11 protein-coding genes are annotated in these 20,194 nt (G+C 69.8%); 5 read left to right on the top strand and 6 right to left on the bottom strand.

Annotated elements, in window-relative coordinates; translation table 11 throughout:
• Window positions 1–113: 113 nt before the first annotated feature.
• Complete coding sequence (locus ACQZ13_RS04935) at window positions 114–3,821, top strand: CheR family methyltransferase (RefSeq protein WP_431050125.1); 3,708 nt, start codon at window positions 114–116, stop codon at window positions 3,819–3,821.
• On the opposite strand, the gene ACQZ13_RS04930 is transcribed toward ACQZ13_RS04935, so the two are convergent.
• Entirely contained in the window at window positions 3,822–4,910 is a 1,089-nt protein-coding gene (locus tag ACQZ13_RS04930; protein ID WP_431050124.1) for a GGDEF domain-containing protein, read from the bottom strand.
• A gap of 192 nt (window positions 4,911–5,102) precedes the next feature.
• On the opposite strand from ACQZ13_RS04930, the gene ACQZ13_RS04925 reads away from it, so the two are divergent.
• Entirely contained in the window at window positions 5,103–5,435 is a 333-nt protein-coding gene (locus ACQZ13_RS04925) for a hypothetical protein (protein WP_431050123.1), read from the top strand.
• 140 nt (window positions 5,436–5,575) lie between these two features.
• Here the strand turns inward: ACQZ13_RS04925 and ACQZ13_RS04920 are convergent, their stop codons facing one another.
• The 5 genes from ACQZ13_RS04920 to rtcR form a co-directional block, all read right to left on the bottom strand.
• Window positions 5,576–8,278 (bottom strand): thiamine pyrophosphate-dependent enzyme, encoded by a 2,703-nt coding sequence (locus ACQZ13_RS04920; RefSeq protein WP_431050122.1) that lies wholly within the window; start codon window positions 8,276–8,278, stop codon window positions 5,576–5,578.
• A 251-nt stretch (window positions 8,279–8,529) separates the two neighbouring features.
• The gene (locus ACQZ13_RS04915) at window positions 8,530–10,074 is read right to left on the bottom strand and encodes a methyl-accepting chemotaxis protein (protein WP_431050121.1); all 1,545 of its coding nucleotides are present in this window, start codon (window positions 10,072–10,074) and stop codon (window positions 8,530–8,532) included.
• An 85-nt stretch (window positions 10,075–10,159) separates the two neighbouring features.
• Window positions 10,160–10,396, bottom strand: a complete 237-nt coding sequence (locus ACQZ13_RS04910) for a hypothetical protein (protein WP_431050120.1) — start codon at window positions 10,394–10,396, stop codon at window positions 10,160–10,162.
• A gap of 249 nt (window positions 10,397–10,645) precedes the next feature.
• Window positions 10,646–13,780 (bottom strand): two-component regulator propeller domain-containing protein, encoded by a 3,135-nt coding sequence (locus tag ACQZ13_RS04905; RefSeq protein ID WP_431050119.1) that lies wholly within the window; start codon window positions 13,778–13,780, stop codon window positions 10,646–10,648.
• 119 nt (window positions 13,781–13,899) lie between these two features.
• Entirely contained in the window at window positions 13,900–15,564 is a 1,665-nt protein-coding gene (gene rtcR / locus ACQZ13_RS04900; protein ID WP_431050118.1) for an RNA repair transcriptional activator RtcR, read from the bottom strand.
• A gap of 288 nt (window positions 15,565–15,852) precedes the next feature.
• Here rtcR and ACQZ13_RS04895 point away from each other — a divergent pair, with 288 nt between their 5' ends.
• The 3 genes from ACQZ13_RS04895 to rtcA all read left to right on the top strand — a co-directional run bounded on the left by ACQZ13_RS04895 (window position 15,853) and on the right by rtcA (window position 20,185).
• Window positions 15,853–17,451 (top strand): vWA domain-containing protein, encoded by a 1,599-nt coding sequence (locus ACQZ13_RS04895; protein ID WP_431050117.1) that lies wholly within the window; start codon window positions 15,853–15,855, stop codon window positions 17,449–17,451.
• Window positions 17,452–17,830: 379 nt separating this feature from the next.
• The gene (locus ACQZ13_RS04890; protein ID WP_431050116.1) at window positions 17,831–19,045 is read left to right on the top strand and encodes an RtcB family protein; all 1,215 of its coding nucleotides are present in this window, start codon (window positions 17,831–17,833) and stop codon (window positions 19,043–19,045) included.
• 72 nt (window positions 19,046–19,117) lie between these two features.
• Entirely contained in the window at window positions 19,118–20,185 is a 1,068-nt protein-coding gene (rtcA, locus tag ACQZ13_RS04885) for an RNA 3'-terminal phosphate cyclase (RefSeq protein ID WP_431050115.1), read from the top strand.
• Window positions 20,186–20,194 lie beyond the last annotated feature (9 nt).

Here is a 20,194-nt window from a genome sequence, read left to right as displayed (position 1 = left end):
GCCGAAGTATCCCTTCGACCGCCCGCGTCGCGGCCAGAGTCCTTGCGCCCAACCGGTCATCCGACGGGGGTAGACTGCGCCGCAGTTTTCCAATCAATACAACGGGATAGCGGGTGGACACTGAGGAGCGACAACCCTTGCGGGTGGTGGTGCTCGGCGGATCGGCGGGCAGCATCGATGCGCTCGGCACCGTGCTTGGTGCGCTACCGAACGAACCGGGCTTCGCGGTCCTGGTCATCACCCACCTCGACCCGAACGAGGTCACCCGCCTGCCGGAGGTGCTCCAGGAGCGCACAGCGCTGCCGGTCGAGCGCCTTGAGCACCTCACCAAGGTCCATCACGGCCACGTCTACGTGCTGCCGGAGAACTGCGGCGTCATGGCGCTGGACGGCCACTTCCGCCTCACCCGCCGCACGCCCGGCCTGCACCTGCCGATCGACGCCTTCCTGGCCTCGCTGGCGCAGGACCCCGACCTGGACGGCGCGGTCGTCATCCTGTCGGGCACCGGGCAGGACGGCGCGGCCGGCCTGGTGGACCTGAAGGCCACCGGCGGTTTCGCACTCGCCCAGGCGCCCAACACGGCCGCGCACGACGGCATGCCGGTCGCGGCGATCAACACCGGCCTGGTCGACGAGGTGCTGCCGCCGGAGGACATCCCCGCCGCGCTGCTGCGCCGCTTCGGCCAGCCGCACCACGAGAGCGACCTGCCCGGCTCCGCCGGCGTGGCGCAGGACGTCGACGCCCTGGAGACCGCGCTGGCCATCGTCCAGCAGAAGGCCGGCGTCAACCTCGGCTACGTCAAGGACGTCAACCTGCGCCGCCGCTTCCTGCGGCGCGTGCTGCTGCAAAAGGATCGCGACGTCGGCGCCTACCTGCAGTTCCTGCGCACCGATCCCTACGAAGCCGCCGCGCTGCGCGACGACGTGCTGATCGGCGTCACCGCGTTCTTCCGCGACGCGGAGTTCGTCAACGTGCTGCGCCAGGTCGTGCTGCCCAAGCTGCTGGCGCTGCGCCACGATCCCATCCGCATCTGGGTGCCGGCCTGCTCCAGCGGCGAGGAGGTCTACACGATCGCCATGCTGCTCAAGGAGGCGATGAACGCCGAGGGCATCAACCGCCGCGTGCAGATCTTCGGCACCGACCTGAACGAGGCCTCGATCGAGACCGCCCGCGCCGGCCGCTACAGCGCCGCCGCGCTGGAGAACGTGCCGCAGCCCTTCCGCGACACCGCTTTCGTGCCGAGCTCCGGCGGCTACCTCGTGGCCAAGGACCTGCGCGAGATGTGCGTCTTCGCGCGGCACAACCTGCTCACGCATGCGCCGTTCTCGGGCATGGGGCTGATCAGCTGCCGCAACATGCTGATCTACCTGCGCAAGGAAGCGCAGCAGCATGTCTTCGAGGTGCTGCACTACGCCTGCCGCAACGACGGCTTCATGCTGCTGGGCCGCGCCGAGGCGGCCTCCGTCGCCGACGGCTTCGAGCACGCCGGCGCGCCGCACCTGTACCGCAAGCTGCCGAACTCGCGCCGCCACCGGCCGCTGTTCCCCATCGACGCGCTGCGCCCCTGGGTCAGCGACGGCGACGCGCCGCGCGTGCCGCAGGCGCCGCCGCCGGACCTGGTCAGCGAGGCCGCCAACCGCGTCGCGCTCGCGCGTTACGTGCCGCCCGGCTTCGTCGTCAGCCAGGGCGGCGACGTGGTGCAGTTCCGCGGCGACGTTTCCGCCTTCATCGCGCCGGCCAGCGGCGAGGCCACGCTCGCGCTGCCCCGCCTGCTGAACGCGGCGCTCAACGTGCCCGTACGCACGGCGCTGGTCGAGGCCAAGCGCACCGGCCAGCCGGTGCGGCGCGAACGCGTCGCCTTCAACGACCGGCGCTACGTGCTCGAAGTCCTGCCGCTGGAAGCCGGCGAGGCGCTGCAGCATTTCCTGCTGACCTTCGCGCTCGAGCCCGACGAACCCGTCGCGGACGTGACCTCGGCGCTGTCGACGCCGCCGTTCTCGCCCAGCGGCGCACGCGCCCGCGTCGACGAACTCGAACGCACCGTCACGACCTTGTCCGACGAGCTCGAGGCGACCCAGGCGCAGCTGCGCACGCTGGTCGTCGAGTTCGAATCGGCCAACGAGGAGCTGCGCACCGCCAACGAGGAGATGCTCAGCACCAACGAGGAACTGCAGAGCGCCAACGAGGAATTGCAGAGCGCGAAGCAGGAGCTCGAATCGGCCAACCAGGAGCTGCTCTCGCTGAACGAGGAGCTCAAGTCGCGCAACGACGAGCTGGACCTCGCCAACGACGACCTCAGCAACCTCGTCGAGGGCATCCCGCTGCCGGTCGTGGTGCTGGACCGCCAGCTGCGGCTGCGGCATGCGTCGCCGCAGGTGGCGCAGCTCTTCGGCATCGATCCCGCGGCGCTGGGCCAGGCGATCGGGCAGCCGGTGGTGAACGTGACCTCGCGCTTCGCGGTGGGCCAGCTCGAACAGCTGGTGCAGGCCGCCGTGCAAGGCCTGGCCCCGGTCGAGCACGAGCACCAGGACACCGAAGGCCGCTGGTGGCTGATCAACGTGCGGGCCTACCGCACCGCGGACGAACGCATCGACGGCGCGGTGATCGCCTTCCAAGACATCCATGAACTGCGCTGCGCGCTGGAATCGGCGCAGCATGCGCGCGACGACGCGGAGCGCGCCAACACCGCCAAGGACGATTTCCTCGGCATGGTGTCGCACGAACTGCGCGCGCCGCTGAACGTGATCTCGGGCTGGGCCTCGGTGCTGAAGCAGTCGCAGGAACGCGGCACGCTCGGCGAGGCGACCGCGACGCGGGCGATCGCCACCATCCTCAAGCACTGCCAGGCGCAGGCGCAGCTGATCGACGACCTGCTGGACGTGTCGCGGATCGCCTCCGGCCATCTGACGCTGGAGATGCGGCCGCTGGACCTCGCGGCCTGCGTGCGCAGCGTCGTCGACGGTCTGCAGCCGGCGGCACAGGCCAAGGGCCTGACCTTGAGCGGCACCGGCCTGCAGCAGCCGCACCGCATCCAGGGCGACCAGCGCCGGATGCAGCAGATCGTGGCCAACCTCGTCGGCAACGCACTGAAGTTCACCCCGAGCGACGGACGCATCACCGTGTCGCTGAGCCGCATCGGCCCGACGGTGGAACTGGCCGTCGTCGACAACGGCATCGGGGTTCCGGTGGAACTGCTGCCGCGGCTGTTCGACCGCTTCACGCAGGCGGACATCAGCCGCACGCGCGAATACGGCGGTCTCGGCCTGGGGCTGTCCATCGTCCGCCACCTGGTGCTGGCGCACGGCGGCACGGTCACGGCGCACAGCGACGGCGAAGGCCGCGGCACGCGCCTGACCGTGCGTTTCCCCGCGGTGGAACTGGCCTCGGACACGCCCGAGACGGCGCCGCGCGAGACCACGGTCAACGACCTGGTCGGCCTGCGCGTGCTGCTGGTCGACGACGATCCCCATGCGCTGGACGCGCTGCGGCATCTGCTGGAACTGGCCGGCGCGGAGGTGCGCGCGGCGGGATCGGTCGAGCAGGGCTGGGAGCTGATCGCCGCCGCGTCCGAACATCCGCCGCATGTGCTCGTCAGCGACGTGGCGATGCCCGGCGCCGACGGCTATTCGCTGGTGCGACGGCTGCGGGCCCGCGAGCGCGCGCTCGGCACGGCGGCGCCGCTGTACGCGGTGGCCCTGACGGGGCTGGCGACGCTGCAGGACCGCGACGCGGCGATCGCCGCCGGCTTCGACGACCACCTGGCCAAGCCGGTGGACGTCGACCTGCTCATCGAGAAGGTGATGCTGGCGCGTCCGCGCTGATCAGTCCGCGGCCTGGGTCTGCGCCGCCAATACCGCCGGCACGGCGATGCTGCGACGACGCTGGCGCTTGACCTCGTACATGCGCTCGTCGGCGAGATGCAGCGCCTGCTCGACGCTCAGCCCGGCCGGATCGAGCGCCACGACGCCGACGCTCGCGCCCGCGTACTGCAGCGCGTGACCGTCGAGGTCGAAGCGGCCCACGCTCGCCAACGCGGCGCGCTGCTCCAGCGTGCGCGCGGCCTGCGCCGGCTCGCCGCGATCCACCAGCGGTCCCGCCGAACGCGGCAGCCCGCCCAGGCTCACGCCCGGACCGACGACGATGAACTCATCCCCGCCGACGCGCGCCAGCATGTCCGACCCGCGCAGCTCCAGCGACAGGCGCTGGGCGATCTCGCGCAGGAACAGGTCGCCGCGTTTGTGGCCCAGCTGGTCGTTGACCGACTTGAAACCGTCCAGGTCGATGCAGCCCAGCAGCACGCAGGTGCCGTCGCGGGTGGCGCGTTGCAGCTCGCGCTGGAGTTCGTCGAACAGCGCGCGGCGGTTCGGCAATCCGGTCAGCGCATCGGTCAGGGCGTAGGTCGCCAGCTGCTCGTTGGCGGCGCGCAACTCGGCCACCAGCCGCTCGCGCTGCAGGAACTGGCTCACCAGCGTCGAGAACAGCCGCAGCAGCGACTGGGATTCGGGACTGATGGTGCGACGCTCCGCACTGGCGGCGCACAGCGTGCCCAGCAGCTCGCCGCCGTCGTCGCGCACGGGGGCGCTCACATAGGTCTGGATCCCGAGCTGGCGCGCGGCGTCGGAGTCGCCCCAGCACGCGGCCACATCGCTGGTGGCCATGCGGCCGGCGTCCAGCGCGCGCTTGCACAAGGTGTCCGACCACGGAACCGTGAGACCCTCCGGGATGATCATCTTGCCGGTGTTGCGCGCCATCAGCACATGCTGCTCCCCGGCGCGCAGGTCGATGGTGGTGAGGTAGGTCGACTCCAGCCCGGTGACCGTGCCCAGCATGTCCAGCAAGGGGCGGGTCAGCTGTTCCAGGTTGCGGGCGACGGGGACGGTCGACGTCAGGCGGGCGAGCAGGGCTTCCAAGATCGGCAATCGACTTCAGGGCTGAAGTCGTGGATGTTGTCACAACTGCAAAGCGCCCTCGGACACCGTCCGTCATGACACCGGTGCCGTCCGCCGGATCGCAACGACGTCCTTCATGACCGCGACATAGTGCCGCTCCGCCGGGCGTGGGAATTGCCGCTTTCGCAACATCGCACACCAGGGAGAACCCGCATGCAACGCGATGGACAGTACCGCGGCGTGAGCTACCGCGTCGAATCGATGCCCGCCCCCGGCGGAGCCTTCACCGGCAGCTACCAGCTGCTCGACACCGGACGGCGGCGCAGCGACGCCACCGACGCCTTCGGGGAGGAACTCGACACGGCCGGGAGCCTGGATGTCGTCCACCCGGTCTCGGAGTCGGCCTGGGCAACGGAGAACGAGGCGCTCAGCGACGCCACCGAGGCAGCTTGCCACGCGATCGAGATCCTCCAGTTGGGGCGGCCCCAGGGGCAAGGTCGGGGGACGAGTTCGAGCAGGAGGCGCACGGATTCTTTGGGGCAGTAAGAGGGACCGCCCAACCGCGATAGGCCTGGCGCGGGCTCTCCACGACTCAGGGGGCATCCCTCCGGGAACCCCCAGAGTCATTCCGGCCCCAGCCGCACCCGCTGACCCCGGGCCTTGGGACTTTCTGGCCGCGGAAGGGGTCAGGCCTCGCCCAGCGCGCGGGCGACCAGCTCCACCTGCTCCAGCTGGTGGATCGCGTGGGACGAGGTGGCGCCCGACCCGTTCGCACGACGCGCCACGCAACGCAGTTGCACATGCTGCGGCAGGACCGCGTCCATCTGTTCGCGGATGAACGTCCACGCGCCCTGCTGGCGGTGCTCTTCCTGCACCCAGGTGATCTCGACGAGACCGGGGTAGCGCGCGAAGAGTGCCGTCAATTCATCCGCCGGGAAGGGATAGAACTGCTCGATGCGGGCAAGCGCCAGATCCGCGCGGGCGACCGACCGCCGCCCGCGCTCCAGGTCGTGATGCACCTTGCCGCTGCACAGCAGTAGACGCTCGATCTGCGCCGGACGCTCGACCGCGACGTCGTCGATGACCGTCTGGTAGCCGCCGTCGGTCAGGTCCGCGATGTCGGCGTGCGAAGCCTTCTCGTGATACAGCGTGCCCTTGGGCGACATCACCACCAGCGGCTTGCGAAGGGTGTCGAAGGCCTGCCGACGCAGCAGGTGGAACCACTGCGCCGCGGTCGACGGACAGGCCACGCGCAGGTTGTCCTCGCCGCACAGCTGCAGGAAACGGCTCAGGTAGCCGCTCGAATGGTCCGGCCCGATGCCCTCGTTGCCGTGCGGCAGCAGCATCACCAGCGCGGAGGTGTCACCCCACTTCTCCTCGCCCGAACTGATGTATTGATCGACGAAGACCTGCGCGCCGTTGACGAAGTCGCCGAACTGCGCCTCCCACACCGTCAGGGTGCGCGGCGCGCCGACGCTGTAGCCGTACTCGAAACCGAGCACCGCCTCCTCGGACAGCGGGGAGTTGAAGATGTCGAAGCGCCCCCGCGACGGATCGCCGGGACCGGCGCCGCCGCCGACACCGACACCGACACCGACGCCGTCGGCACCGCGATCGCCTCTGCCACCGATCTGCCGTAGAGGCACGAACTCCGTCGCAGCACCCTCGCCCGCCGACCCCATCGCCGCGGTCGTCTGTGAAGTCGTCTGCGAGGTCCATACCGCCTGCCGATGCAGGAAGGTCCCTCGCCGCACGTCCATGCCGGAGATGCGCACGTTGAGCCCGCCCTGGAGGATGGTCGCGTAGGCGAGGTTCTCCGCGAAGCACCAGTCGGCGCGCAGCGGCGGATCGGCCAGTCCGGCCATGCGCCGCCAGTGGTCCGTCAGCGTGCGCACCATCGCGTGCGGCTCGAAGCCCGCGGGCAGTTGCGTCATCGGATCGACCAGCGCCTGCACGCCGGCCGCGTCGAGGGCTGGCACTTCACCGGGTCGGCGCAGCGGCGACCGCGCGTCGTCCGCCTCGGGCATCGTCGGATCGGAGAAGGCCTGATGCGCCCGCACGCGGCTGCGCGTGACGTGCGAGGCCATGTCCGTGCCCGGAGGCAGGACGCGATCGGCGCGCAGCGCGGCGGCGTATCGGTCGACGATGGTCGGATGCGTCTGCGTCAGCGCGTGGATGCGCGGCCGCGTGAGCGCCGGGACGTCGCTCTCGGAATGGCCGAGCCGCCGGTAGCCGATCAGGTCGATGACGATGTCGGAGCCGAAACGCGCGCGCCAGTCGAGCGCGATCGCCGCGGCGCGCAGGGCCTGTTCGGGCTCGTCGGCGTTCACGCGCAGGACCGGCGCGTCGACCATGCGCGTGACATCGGTGCAGTACTGCGCGGGCCAGGCGCTCATCGGGTTCGGCTCGGTGAAGCCGACCTGGTTGTTGATGATCACGTGCACCGTGCCGCCGACGGTGTAGCCCGGCTTGCCGCCCAGCATCAGCGTCTCCATCACGACGCCCTGTCCGGCGAAGGCCGCGTCGCCGTGCAGCATCAGCGGCAGCACGAGACGACGTCCGTCCTGGTCCGCGCGCTCGCGCCCGAGCGCGTCCTGACAGGCGCGCGCGAGACCGGTGAGCACGGGATGCACGCTCTGCAGGTGCGAGGGGTTGTGCGCCAGCGTGAGCGTCAGGCGACCCTGCGGCGTGTCGAGTTCGCGCTCACCGCCGAGGTGGTAGATGAGGTCGGTGTGCCGCTCGGGATGCGGCGATTTCGGATCGAAGAAATCGAGCACGCCCGCAGGCGGGAAACCCATCAGGTTGACCAGCACGTTGACGCGGCCGCGGTGCGGCATGCCGAGGAAGAGGCGCCGGACTCCATGACCCGCCGCCTGCTCGCAGAGTGCGTCCAGCAGCGGGATCAGCGTCTCGTTGCCTTCGAGCGAGAAACGCTTCGCATGCGGGAAGGCCTGGGCGACGTGTTCCTCCCAGCATTGCGCACGGATGAGCCGGTCGAGCAGCGCGAGGCGTTCGGTAGCGCCGCCCGCGCCGGGTGGCGCGGATTCCATCGCGTGATGGAGCCAGTCGCGGCGCGAGGCGTCGCGCACCGCGCTGGCGTCGAGCGCCAGACCGCCGCAGTAGATGGCCTTCAGTGCGCGGTCCAGATCGGCGACGGTGCGGGCGCTCCACAGCGGCGTGCCCCGCGGCGAGAGCCAGTCGCCGGGCTGCAGGCCGAAGCGCTCCGGGTCGAGCAGCGTCGGATCCGCGGGACGCGACACGCCGAGCGGATCCAGCCGCGCGCTGCGATGACCGTCGCGGCGATGGGCCTCGATGAAGGCGAGCACTTCGGGTCGCCAGCGCGTGGACGACTCACCCGCAGGCGCGCCGTCGTGGATGCGATCGTTCATTTGAAACTCCCTGGTGAGTTGCAAAGACCGCAGCCCTCACCCCCGCCCTCTCCCGCAAGCGGGAGAGGGAGTCCCACCGGATCCCTTCAAACTCTCTCGCGCCTGCGGGAGAAGCATCGGACCGCGGGAATGACTCCCTCTCCCGCTTGCGGGAGAGGGTTGGGGTGAGGGCCAGCGGCCGTGGAAGTCCCGCAGCCTTCTTGCTCCCTCTCCCGCTTGCGGGAGAGGGCCGGGGTGAGGGCCAGCGGCCGTCAGAGTACAAAGGCCCGCACCGCGTTGTTCAGATGGGCCGCCTCGTCCTGCAGCGCCTTGGCCGATGCGGTGCTCTGCTCGACCATCGCGGCGTTCTTCTGCGTGGTGTCGTCCATCTGGATGATGGCCGCGTTGACCTGCTCGATGCCCATGCTCTGCTCGCGGCTGGAGGCGCTGATCTCGGCGACGACGCCGCTGACGCGCTGGATGCCCGAGACGACCTGGGTCATGGTCGCACCGGCCTGCTCGACCAGCCGTCCGCCCGCATCGACCTGCTCGGTCGACTGGACGATCAACGACTTGATCTCCCTGGCCGCGCTCGCCGACCGCTGCGCCAGCGCGCGCACCTCCGACGCCACCACGGCGAAGCCGCGTCCGTGCTCCCCGGCGCGTGCCGCTTCCACCGCGGCATTCAACGCCAGGATGTTGGTCTGGAACGCGATGCCGTCGATCGTGCCGATGATCTCGCCGATGCGCTGCGAGGACGCCGAGATGGCGCTCATCGTCGCGACCACCTCGCCCACCGCCTTCCCGCCGGCGCCGGCCACCTCGGACGCCGACGCGGCGCTGGCGTTGGCCTGGTCCGCGTTGTCCGCGCTCATGCGCACCGCCGCGGTCAACTGCTCCATCGCGGAGGCCGTCTGCTGCAGCGCACTCGCCTGCGCCTCCGTGCGCGCCGAGAGATCGGCATTGCCCTGCGCGACTTCCTTCGCCGCGGCGGAGATGGTGTCCGCGCCTTGCCGTACTTCCGACACGATGCGATGCAGGCTGCGCACCATGTGCTGCAGCGCGCCGATGAGCCGGCCGATCTCGTCGGTGCTCTGCGGCATCGGGCGCAGGGTGAGGTCGCCCTTGGCCACGTCCTCGGCCAACTGGATGGCCCCGTGGATGCGCTGCGTGATCGACCGCGTGATGCTGATCGCCGTCACCACCCCCAGCACCACGGCGATCGCCGCGACCAGGGTCATCCACAGCTTGGATCGTTTCGCGTCTTCCTTGGCCGCGACGACGTCGTCCGCCATCGCCTTGGCCTGGTAGTCGACCATCTTGTCGATCAGCGCGTAGTAGCGGATCTGCGACTGCGCCATGTCGCCCTGGTAGACGGCCATGGCCTCGTCGCGCTGGCCGGCGGCGACCAGGTCGAAGAGCTTGCGCACCGCGGCGCCGTAGGCCTTCCGGGCCTCCGACTGCTCGGCGAAGATGGCCTTCGCCTCGTCGGTGTTGAGCATCTTCTCGAACTTCGCGAAGTTCTCGGTGTTGGCGGCGCGCACGGCCGCGTAATCGTCCATGTAGCGCTTGGCCTGCGCCGGATCGGTGGCCATCAGCAGACGGCCGATGACGATCACGCCCTTGTCGCCGACATTCTTGATGTCGTCGCTCACGGCGATCTGCGCATAACGGTCTTCCACCACCCGGTCCATCGTGCCGCTGGTGCGATTGAGCACCGAAACGGCCACGGCCAGCACGAGCAGCAGCAGGACGATGACGACGGCGAATGCGGCGGCCAGCCGCGTGCCGATATTGACGTTGGACAACGTTGGCATGTTTTTTCTCCCTGAGGCCGAACGGTCGGACTTCGGCGGGGCAAGAAACGGTCCGGCAGGCTTTGCCTGTTCCGGGAACGACCTTCTATGCCTGCTGAGCGAACGTGGCGATGTATTGGCAGGCCACGCGATCCGCGTGAGCGACTGCTTCGTCGGCGGAGGGGAATTCGTCGTCCAGTTCGTGCCAGGCGGTGACGCCGGGGCGTCCGTCTTCTTCGCCCTTGACGACGAAGCGGCCTCGCCAGGGGCCGGTGCCGGGCCCGTGGGAATCGAGGATGTAGGTGCGGCCCTTGTGCTGGCGGACGGTCTGCGGAGTCGTCATGGTCGGCAACGGTCGGACGGACGCTGTGGAGCCGGGTCGACGTGCGCGAAGGGGGCGCGCACGGACACGGGTAACGCGGAGCCTGAGTTGTACACCCACTCCCGCTTCACCGGAATGAAATCCTTTCGCCCGTCCCGGCTGGTGGAGGAGCCGGGCATGCCGGTGCCCCCGGGCGCGAATTCCGAGCGGCGAGGAGGAGATTGAGCGCCCGGGGGCACCGGCATGCCCGGCGACTGCTCGGTCGACCGATCAGCGGACCTGATTGCGCCCTTCGCGCTTCGCCACGTAGAGGGCTTCGTCTGCCTGGGCGATGAGGCTTTCCAGCGTGCAGGAGTCGCTGGGCACGCAGGCGGCGACGCCGAGGCTGATGGTGACGACCGGCCCGGCGGGCGAGGTCGGATGCGGCATCGCGAGTGATTCGATGCCGGCGCGCACCGACTCGGCCACCTTGAGCGCCGCGTCGCGATCGGCGCCGGGCAGCAGCACGACGAATTCCTCGCCGCCGTAGCGTGCGGCCAGATCGCCGGCGCGCCCGATCGAGGCGCCCAGCACGGCGCCGACGGCGCCCAGGCATTCGTCGCCCTTCAGATGGCCCATCTGGTCGTTGTAGCGCTTGAACGCGTCGACGTCGGCGAGCACCAGCGCAAGCGAAGTGCCGGTGCGGCGCGCGCGACGCCATTCCTCGTCGGCGGCCTCGTTGAAGCGGCGGCGGTTGGGCAGCCCGGTGACGGCGTCGAGGAAGGACAGCTGCTTCAGATGCTCGTTGGCCTGGCGCAGTTCCTCGGTGCGCTGGGCCACCAGGCGCTCCATCTCGATGTGGCGTTCGCGCAGCTGGCGCATGCGCAACATCACGGCGCCGGCGAAGAAGCCGATCGCTCCCAGGGCGACGAGGAAGTGGAACCAGCCGGTCTCATGGAAGCGCGGCTGCACGGTGACCGGCAGCGGCGTGGCCGATTCGCGCCAGCGCTGGCCGTCGCCCGATACCGCCAGCCGCAGCTTGTACTGGCCATGCGAAAGCGCCGGGAAGGTCAGCTCGCGGTCGTTGCCGACGTCGGTCCAGCCGCGCGACAGGCCTTCCATCCAGAAGCGGAAGCGCACGCGATCGGCTTCGCGCAGCGTCGACGCCGCCAGGCTGACCGACAGCGCCACCGGACCCGGCGGCAACTCCAGCGGCTGGCCGTCGAGCGCGAGGGGCTCGCCGTCGACCTTGATCTGCTCGATGCGCACCGTCGGCGGCTCGCCGCCGCCGGGCAGGCGTTCGGGGTCGACGACGACCAGTCCTGCCGACGACGGCAGCCAGACGCGTCCCCGCGCGTCGATCGCGCCGGCCGATTGCAGATTGCCGGCGAAACTGGTGGCGCGCAGCGTGTCGCCGGGTCCGAAGCCGACCGAGCGCACCTGCTTGAGCCGGCCGTCGAGGAAGGCGTCGAGGTCGTTGCGTGCGACGCGGTAGAAGCCGCGGTTGCAGGTGATCCAGAAGTAGCCGCCCCGGTCCTCGAGGAAGACCTGCGACAGCCCGTCCCACAGGCCGTCCGCCGGCTTGACGGCACCGATGCGGCCGTCCTTCATGCGGTTGATGCCTTCGCCGTTCGTGCCGATCCAGAGCTCGCCGTGGGCGTCCTCCTTCAGCGCGATGACCCAGTCGGACAGCAGGCCGTCGGCCGTCGTGAACTGGCGCGCCTTGCCGTCGCGCCAGCGCACCAGTCCCTGGCCGGTGGTGCCGAACCAGAGCGTGCCCGTGCTGTCCTGCAGGATCGCCGCGACGCCCTCATTGGGCAGGCCGGGCGCGGTGACGACGTCGAAGCCGTGGCCGTTGAAACGCGCCAGCGCCGTCCGCGTGCCGACCCACACCGTGCCGGCGCGGTCCTCGAAGATCGCGCGGATCTCGACGCCCGGCAGGCCGCTGTCGGCGCCGAAGGTGTCGATGCGGCCGTCCGGTCGACGGCGCGCCACGCCGGCGGTGTAGGTGCCGATCCAGAGCGTGCCGTCGCGCGCCTCGTGCAGGGTGGAGATCTCGTCGGTCGGCAGCCCGTCGGCCTGCCGCAGCGTCGTGATGCGGCCGTCCTTCAGCCGGTTGATGCCGCCGCCGGAGGTCGCCGCCCAGACCGCGCCGTCGCGCGCCGCGATGACCGAGCGGACGTTGTCATGGCTCAGCCCCTCGGGCGTGCCGAGCACGGTGAACGCGCGGTTGCGCAGCCGGTTCAGACCGTCGACCCAGGTGCCGACCCAGATGCTGCCCTCGCGGTCCGCCATCAGCGACCAGATCTGGTTCCCGGCCAGGCCGGTGCCCGGGCCGTTGCCGGTGGAGATCGTGCTGAAGCGGCCGTCGCGGAAGCGGCTGACACCCGCACCCCAGCTGCCGATCCACAGGTTGCCGCGGGCGTCGCGCGTCAGCGCGGTCAGGTGGTCGCTGGGCAGGCCGTCGGCGGTCGTGTAGACGCGCATCGTCGAGGGATCGAGCCCTGGCATCCGCACGAGTCCGCCGCCCGCCGTCGCCGCCCAGACGCCGCCGGCCGGATCGGCGATCACGAAGCGCACCTGCGCATGCGGGAAGCCGCCCGCCGTGTCGAACACCTTGAACTTGCCGTCCGGCGTCATCGCGAGCAGGCCCGCGCCGGTGGTGCCGATCCAGAGCGTGCCGGCGGTGTCGAAGGCGGCGCTGCGCAGCTTCGCGGTGGGCAGGCCGTCGGAGGCCCCGTAGACCTTGACCGCGCCGTCTTTCCAGCGGACCAGCCCGCCGTCGCCGGCAGCCCAGATCGCGCCGGACTTGTCCTCGACCAGCGACCAGATCCGCCGCCCTCCGGCCTGCGCCTTGGTGATCGCAGGCAAGAAACGGCCTTGTTCGTAGACGGCGACGCCGTTGGGATGCCCGATCCACAGGCGGCCGCGTCGGTCTTCGAGCAGCGCGAACACCGGCTGCGAGGCGACGTCCGGCGCCTGCGCGGCGTCGAAGCTCACAAAGCGCTTCCCGTCGAAACGCGCCAGACCGCCGCCGGTGCCGATCCACAGGCCGCCGTCGCGGGACTGGAGCAAGGCCTGGACGGTGTTGAGCGGCAGACCCTGTTCGGTCTGCCAGAGGTCGATCTTGTATTGACTGACGGCGCGCACCGGATCGGACAGGTCGCCGCTGGCGCCCAGGTCCGCGACCGGACCTGACGCCGGCGCGGAGGCCGCCGCCGGCGCCGCCTTCGACGCAGCCGGCGCCGCGGATGCGGATGCGGATGCGGGTACGGATGTGACGTTGGCCTTCGCCGCCGCCATGCTCCCTGGCGCCGCCATCGCCGTCCCGAATGCCACGAGCAGCCAAGCCGCCACGCGAAGACGCATCGTCGTCGCGGGCACGGGGCAGGCGCAGGTGGCGGAGGGGGACCGGTCGAAAGTCATAGGCGGGGAATCGGCGATTGTGACCGGTCCTGCGGAAGCATCCGGGCTGCCGTACGGGGAACGGGTGCGGATCGTGTGAAGGCGTGGCGGCGCGCAGACAGGCGTGGCGGAGGCATCGGTCATCGCGCCGCGGCGATGCGGTCCCAGGACAGTCCGAACTTCAGCAGGTACTTCCTCAGGCGGTCGGCATCGTTGAGCACGCTGCGCGCCTGACGGCTCGCGTGGAAAAGCTGCCGACCCGCTTCGGACAGGGACGAGGCCGCCGCGCACACGCGCAGCACGGCGGCGAGCTGCAGGCGGTCGAACAGGTCCATCGCTTCCAGCACGGGCGGATCGAAGAGCGCGGCCAGGAGCGCTTCGCCGCTTCCGCCGCCCTCCCCACCCTCCCAGTCCGCGCCCGCCCTGCCCGACTTGCCCGGGCGGCCGGATCCGACGGTCTCCCGCTCCCACAGCCATTCCAGCCGGGCGATCTCGGCATCCACCAGCGGCGCGCCTATCCGACCGCCTTCGGCCAGCGTCACCAGCCGCGTCACCGACGCCGACAGGTCGCGGAAGTTGCCGCTCCACGGCGCGCGCGGCGACTGCGCGAACGCCAGGTATCGCGCCTTCGCCTCCGCATTGAAGCGCACCGCGCGGCCGTTCTCCCGTCCGGCCTGCTGCACCAGGTGGTCGACGTTGGGCTCGATGTCCTCGGGCCGGTCGCGCAGCCCCGGCAGGCTGTAGGTCCAGAGATTGATCCGCGCGAACAGGTCGTCGCGGAAGCGCCCCGCGGCGACCTCCGCGCGCAGGTCGCGGTTGGTGCCGGCGATGAGCTGGAAGTCGCTGGCCACCTCGCGGTCGGCGCCCACGGGCAGGAAGCGCTTCTCCTCGATCGCCTTCAGCAGCATGGCCTGTTCGTCCAGGCCCAGTTCGCCGATCTCGTCCAGGAACAGCAGTCCGCCGTCCGCCGTGCGCAGCAGGCCGGCGCGATCCGCCATCGCGCCCGTGAACGAGCCCTTCTTGTGCCCGAACAGCGTCGACGCCGCGCCGTCGCCGCGCAGCGTGGCGCAGTTGACCTCGACGAAGGCCCCTTCGAGCTGGTGGCGCGTCTGCTTCAGCTCGTACATGCGGCGCGCGAGGAAGGACTTGCCCGCCCCCGTCGGCCCGGCCAGCAGGATGGGCGCGCGTGAATGCACGGCCACGCGCTCGATCTCCTCGATCAGCGCGTTGAAGCGGCGGTTGCGCGTCGCGATGCCGCTCTTCAGGAAGGCGACGGCGTCGTGCTGCTCCGCCTCGAAGCGCTGCGCGATGCGGTCGTAGCGCGACAGGTCCAGGTCGATCAGCGTCATCGAGCCCGGCTCGCCCTCCTTCCACTTGCGCGGCGGCGAGGTCTGCAGCAGCACGCCGGGGATGAAGCGCGCCTCCACCATCAGGAACATGCAGATCTGCGCGACGTGCGTGCCGGTGGTGATGTGGGCCCAGTACTGCTCATGCGCCGGATCGAAGCGGTAGCCGCGCACCCAGTCGTAGAGCGTCGCGTAGACCTCGCCGAAGTCCCAGGGGTCCTCGTGCGGCATCTCGATCAGATGGACCTCGGTCTCCGGCGAGATCTTGGCGACGTCGGTCCGCACCAGCTCCGCGAGGGCCAGGTGTTGCGGCGCGTGGAAAAGCTCCAGCCGGTGCACGACCACGTCCGGCTGCGACACCAGCGAGATCGTCGGCCGCCACTTCTCCCACCGGCCGGCGCCCATGCCGCCGTCCAGTTGCGAGCCCAGGTAGCCGATCACCACATTCTTCTTCGCCATGGGCTGCAGTTTATCCGCGCCACTTCCATGATCTAGCTTTTTCGCTAGTTATCTAGCCAGCCATCCAGTCCCAGAGAGGCCTCTGGACGAATGGAGGGCTGCAATCCTGGTCCCGCCTCTCTGGAAGAAGAAAAGTTTTCCCTTATGAATCAACGGCTTGATTGGAATCCAGGCAAGACCCGGCCCGGCCTGGCAAGACCTGGCACGGGCGTTGCAATGAAGAAGGCAAGACAACACGGCGACGCCGCATCGCAGCAACGCCGAACGACATCCGACAGGGAGGACAACATGGTCAACACGCAACTCTTCAAGACGACGCCCGGCAAGCTGCCGCCCGCCGCGGACGCGGTGAACCAGTCCGGCGCCCGTGCCTACGGCTACAAGACCCGGCACCACCTGGCGCAACTGGCGGCCACCGGCTGCATGACGTCGACGTTCCACGCCGACGCTCAATCCCAGCTGGCAGATGCGCTGGCCCTGGCTCAGGACGTGGACACCGCCTTCCTGGCCAAGACCGCGGTCTACGCCCGCCAGTCCGGTCACATGAAGGACATGCCCGCGCTGCTGGCCGCCGTGCTGGCGCAACGCGACGTCGCGCTGCTGCAGCCCGTGTTCGGTCGTGTGATCGACAACGGCAAAATGCTGCGCAACTTCGTGCAGATCCTGCGATCCGGCCAGACCGGCCGCAAGTCGCTGGGATCGCGTCCGAAGAAGCTGGTCCAGCAATGGCTGATGAACGCGAGCGAGCAGCGCCTGCTGCAGGCATCGATCGGCAACGAGCCGACGCTGGCCGACGTGGTCCGCATGGTCCACCCCAAGCCGGCGGAAGCCTGGCGCGCGGCGTGGTTCGCCTGGCTGATCGGCCGTCCGTACGACGAAGCGGCGCTGCCGCCCGCGACCCTGGCCTATGAGCGCTTCAAGCGGGCGCTGCTGTCCGGCAAGACGGAAGGCGCAACGGCGGACGACCTGCCGCCCGTGCCCTTCCAGATGCTGACGGCGCTGCCGCTGAACGACTCGCACTGGGCGCGCATCGCGGCGCAGGGCTCCTGGCAGATGGTGCGTCAGAACCTGAACGCTTTCGCACGCCACGGCGTGTTCGAGCGTCCGGAGATGACGGCGCAACTGGCCGCGCTGCTGCGCGATCCGAAGGCCGTGGCCTCGGCCCGCGTGCTGCCGTACCAGTTGATGACGGCGTTCCACGCGACGTCCGACGAGGCGTCCGACGTGCCGGCGGAGATCCGCGAAGCGCTGCAGGACGCGATGGAGGCCGCGCTGGTCAACGTGCCGGCGATCGAAGGTCGCATCGTGGTCTGCCCGGACGTGTCGGGATCGATGTCCTCGGCGGTGACCGGCGGGCGCGGCTCGGCGACTTCGGTGGTGCGATGCATCGACGTGGCCGCCCTGGTGGCCGCGGCGCTGGTCCGCAAGAACCCGGGCTGCCGCGTGATGCCCTTCGAGCAGCGGGTCGTGTCGGTCAAGCTGAATGCCCGCGATTCGGTGATGACCAACGCGGCCAAGCTGGCGGCGGTCGGCGGAGGCGGGACTTCGGTCAGCGCGCCGCTGCGTCAGCTCAACGAAGAGCGGGCGCAGGTGGACCTGGTCGTGATCGTGTCCGACAACGAGTCGTGGATCGACGCGCGCCGCTACGGCGCGACCGAGACCATGGCGCAGTGGGAGGCGATCAAGGCCCGGTGCCCGACGGCGAAGCTGGTGTGCATCGACATCCAGCCCGGCGCCTCGACGCAGGCGGTGGAGCGCAAGGACGTGATGAACGTCGGCGGCTTCTCGGACGCGGTGTTCCGGATGGTCGGCGAGTTTGCCGCCGGGGCGACCGAGGCCGGCCACTGGGTCCGCGAGATCGAACGCGTGTCGCTGGATCCGCAGTGAAGGATTGAATGATGGAATGAAGGCTGTCGACGGCAACGGATGCGGTTGCCGCGGCGAGCGATGAATGCCGGTGGAACTACAGCACTCTTAATGCCCTGGTCGCGGGTTCGAATCCCGCCGGGGTCCTTCGGGACACCGTAGCTCAGTCTGGTAGAGCAGGAACACGTTTCACCATCCCTTGTCATCGCTCACCGCGGCAACTGCCCGGGCTAGTCCCAGCACCCTGTTTCTGCGGTGAATGCAGGCAGGACTACATCGGTAGAGCACCCGCCTTTCGGGGCGCGGAGGTCGCGGGTCCGAATCCCGCCCGGCGCAAGCCGGTAGCTCAGAAAAACGTCTTGCCGATTCCTTGTCACCGCGCTTTTGAATGGAACGAATCATGAAGAACTACAACGAGATGGAAGTCGCCGACGGCGTGCCGGTGAAGATGTGGACGCAGGGCGTGCCCGTCGAAGATGAAGCGCGCAAGCAGCTGATGAACGCGGCGAAGCTGCCGGTGGTGTTCAAGCACATCGCGGCGATGCCCGACGTGCACCTGGGCATCGGCGCGACGGTGGGATCGGTGATCCCCACGCTGAAGGCGATCATTCCGGCCGCGGTCGGCGTCGACATCGGCTGCGGGATGATGGCCTGCAAGACCACGTTGCGTGCCGAGGACCTGCCGGACAACCTGGGTCCCCTGCGTTCCGCGATCGAGGCCGCCGTGCCCCACGGTCGCAACCCCAAGGGTCGCGACGAGGGCGCGTGGGAGAACCCGCCCGACATGGTCGACGCGGCCTGGGCGACCCTCGAGGCGGATTTCACCGAGATCTGCCGCGACTACCCCAAGCTGAAGAACACCAACAACCACAAGCACCTGGGCACGCTCGGGACGGGGAACCACTTCATCGAGGTCTGCCTGGATGAACTGGGCTTCGTGTGGTTCATGCTGCATTCGGGTTCGCGCGGCGTCGGGAACGCGATCGGCACCATGTTCATCGAGCTGGCGAAGAAGGACGCGATGCAGCATCAGGCCAACCTGCCGGATGCGAACCTCGCGTACTTCGAGGAAGGCGCGAAGTACTTCGGCGACTACGTGCGTGCGGTGGGCTGGGCGCAGAAGTTCGCGGAGACCAACCGCGAGGTGATGATGCGCCGCGTGATCGGGGCCGCGAAGAAGGTGATCGGGAAGAAGTTCGAGAGCCACATCGAAGCGGTCAACTGCCATCACAACTACGTGCAGAAGGAGACCCACTTCGGCCAGGACGTGTTCGTGACCCGCAAGGGCGCGGTGAGCGCGAAGAAGGGCCAGATGGGGATCATCCCCGGCAGCATGGGCGCGCGCAGCTACATCGTCCGCGGCAAGGGCAACCCGGAGAGCTTCGAGAGCTGCTCGCACGGGGCCGGCCGCACGATGAGCCGCACGGAAGCCAAGCGCCGCTTCACGCTGAAGGACCACCGCGAAGCCACCGAAGGCGTCGAGTGCCGCAAGGACAAGGACGTCATCGACGAGATCCCGATGGCCTACAAGGACATCGACGCGGTCATGGCGGCCCAGCAGGACCTGGTGGAAGTGGTGCACACGCTGAAGCAGGTGGTGTGTGTGAAGGGATGAAGCAGTAGAGAACGAGAAGACCGGCGCCGCGCGGCAGAGGAACCGCGCGGCGCCGGATCGCGAGAGAAAAACATGGACAACAAGAACAAGCTCATTGAACTGGACGGCTCGCACGGCGAAGGCGGCGGACAGATCCTGCGCACGGCGCTGGCGCTCTCGATGTGCACCGGCACGCCGCTGCGCATCGCCAACATCCGCGCGAAGCGCCCCAAGCCGGGCCTGATGCGTCAGCACCTGACCTGCGTGCTGGCCGCGCAGGAGGTCTGCGGCGCGACGGTGATCGGCGCGGAGCTGGGCTCGCAGGCGCTGGAGTTCCGTCCCGGCCAGGTGCATGCCGGCGACTACCGCTTCGCGGTCGGCACTGCGGGCAGCTGCACGCTGGTGCTGCAGACCGTCCTGCCGCCGCTGATGCTGGCCGACGGCCCCAGCCGCCTGCACCTGTCCGGCGGCACGCACAACCCGATGGCGCCGCCCTTCCATTTCCTGCAGCGCAGCTTCGCGCCGCTGATCCGTCGCGCGGGCGCGAAGCTGGACCTGACGCTGCGTCGTCACGGCTTCTTCCCCGCCGGCGGCGGTGAGATCGAGGCGGTGATCACGCCGGCCGACGGCGGCCTGCGCCCGTTCGACCTGCTCGAACGCGGCGAGCCGCTGGAGGCCTTCGCGGAAGTGCTGGCGCCGGCACTCCCGCGCGGCGTCGCGGACCGCGAACTCGAAGCGCTGCAAGGACTGACCGGCTGGGACAGCCACCAGCTGCGCGTCGGCACGGCGCGTCAGAACGAAGGACCCGGCAACGCGCTGATGACGACGCTCGCCTACGAGCAGTTGACCGAGGTCTTCATCGCCTTCGGCGAGCGCGGCCTGTCGGCGGAGGAAGTCGCGCAGACCGTCTTCAAGGAGATGCGCGCGTACGAGCTCTCCGCCGGCGCCGCCGGCCCGCACCTGGCGGACCAGCTGGCGCTGCCGCTCGCGCTGGCGGTCGCGGGATCGGGCCGCCCGGCGGCCTTCACCTGCACGGAACTGACCGAACACAGCCGCACCAACTTCGGCGTGATCGCGCGTTTCCTGGACGTGCGTTTCGACTCGCATCTGGAGGTCTCGCGGGCCGGCAACGCCTGGCGCGTGGACGTGCTGCCCGGCTGAACTTGCCGT

Origin of the sequence: Roseateles sp. L2-2 (assembly GCF_050613215.1) — a bacterium.
Taxonomy (GTDB): domain Bacteria; phylum Pseudomonadota; class Gammaproteobacteria; order Burkholderiales; family Burkholderiaceae_C; genus Roseateles; species Roseateles noduli.
The sequence above is the reverse complement of the archived record's forward strand: the minus strand, read 5'-3'. Positions and strand labels throughout refer to the sequence as shown.

What these genes read in the sequence shown, in the direction of transcription:
- rtcR (WP_431050118.1), bottom strand. Translation starts at nt 15,564, where the DNA reads ATGGCGAAGAAGAATGTGGTGATCGGCTACCTGGGCTCGCAACTGGAC.
- ACQZ13_RS04905 (WP_431050119.1), bottom strand. Translation starts at nt 13,780, where the DNA reads ATGACTTTCGACCGGTCCCCCTCCGCCACCTGCGCCTGCCCCGTGCCC.
- ACQZ13_RS04910 (WP_431050120.1), bottom strand. Translation starts at nt 10,396, where the DNA reads ATGACGACTCCGCAGACCGTCCGCCAGCACAAGGGCCGCACCTACATC.
- rtcA (WP_431050115.1), top strand. Translation starts at nt 19,118, where the DNA reads ATGGACAACAAGAACAAGCTCATTGAACTGGACGGCTCGCACGGCGAA.
- ACQZ13_RS04895 (WP_431050117.1), top strand. Translation starts at nt 15,853, where the DNA reads ATGGTCAACACGCAACTCTTCAAGACGACGCCCGGCAAGCTGCCGCCC.
- ACQZ13_RS04925 (WP_431050123.1), top strand. Translation starts at nt 5,103, where the DNA reads ATGCAACGCGATGGACAGTACCGCGGCGTGAGCTACCGCGTCGAATCG.
- ACQZ13_RS04890 (WP_431050116.1), top strand. Translation starts at nt 17,831, where the DNA reads ATGAAGAACTACAACGAGATGGAAGTCGCCGACGGCGTGCCGGTGAAG.
- ACQZ13_RS04920 (WP_431050122.1), bottom strand. Translation starts at nt 8,278, where the DNA reads ATGAACGATCGCATCCACGACGGCGCGCCTGCGGGTGAGTCGTCCACG.
- ACQZ13_RS04915 (WP_431050121.1), bottom strand. Translation starts at nt 10,074, where the DNA reads ATGCCAACGTTGTCCAACGTCAATATCGGCACGCGGCTGGCCGCCGCA.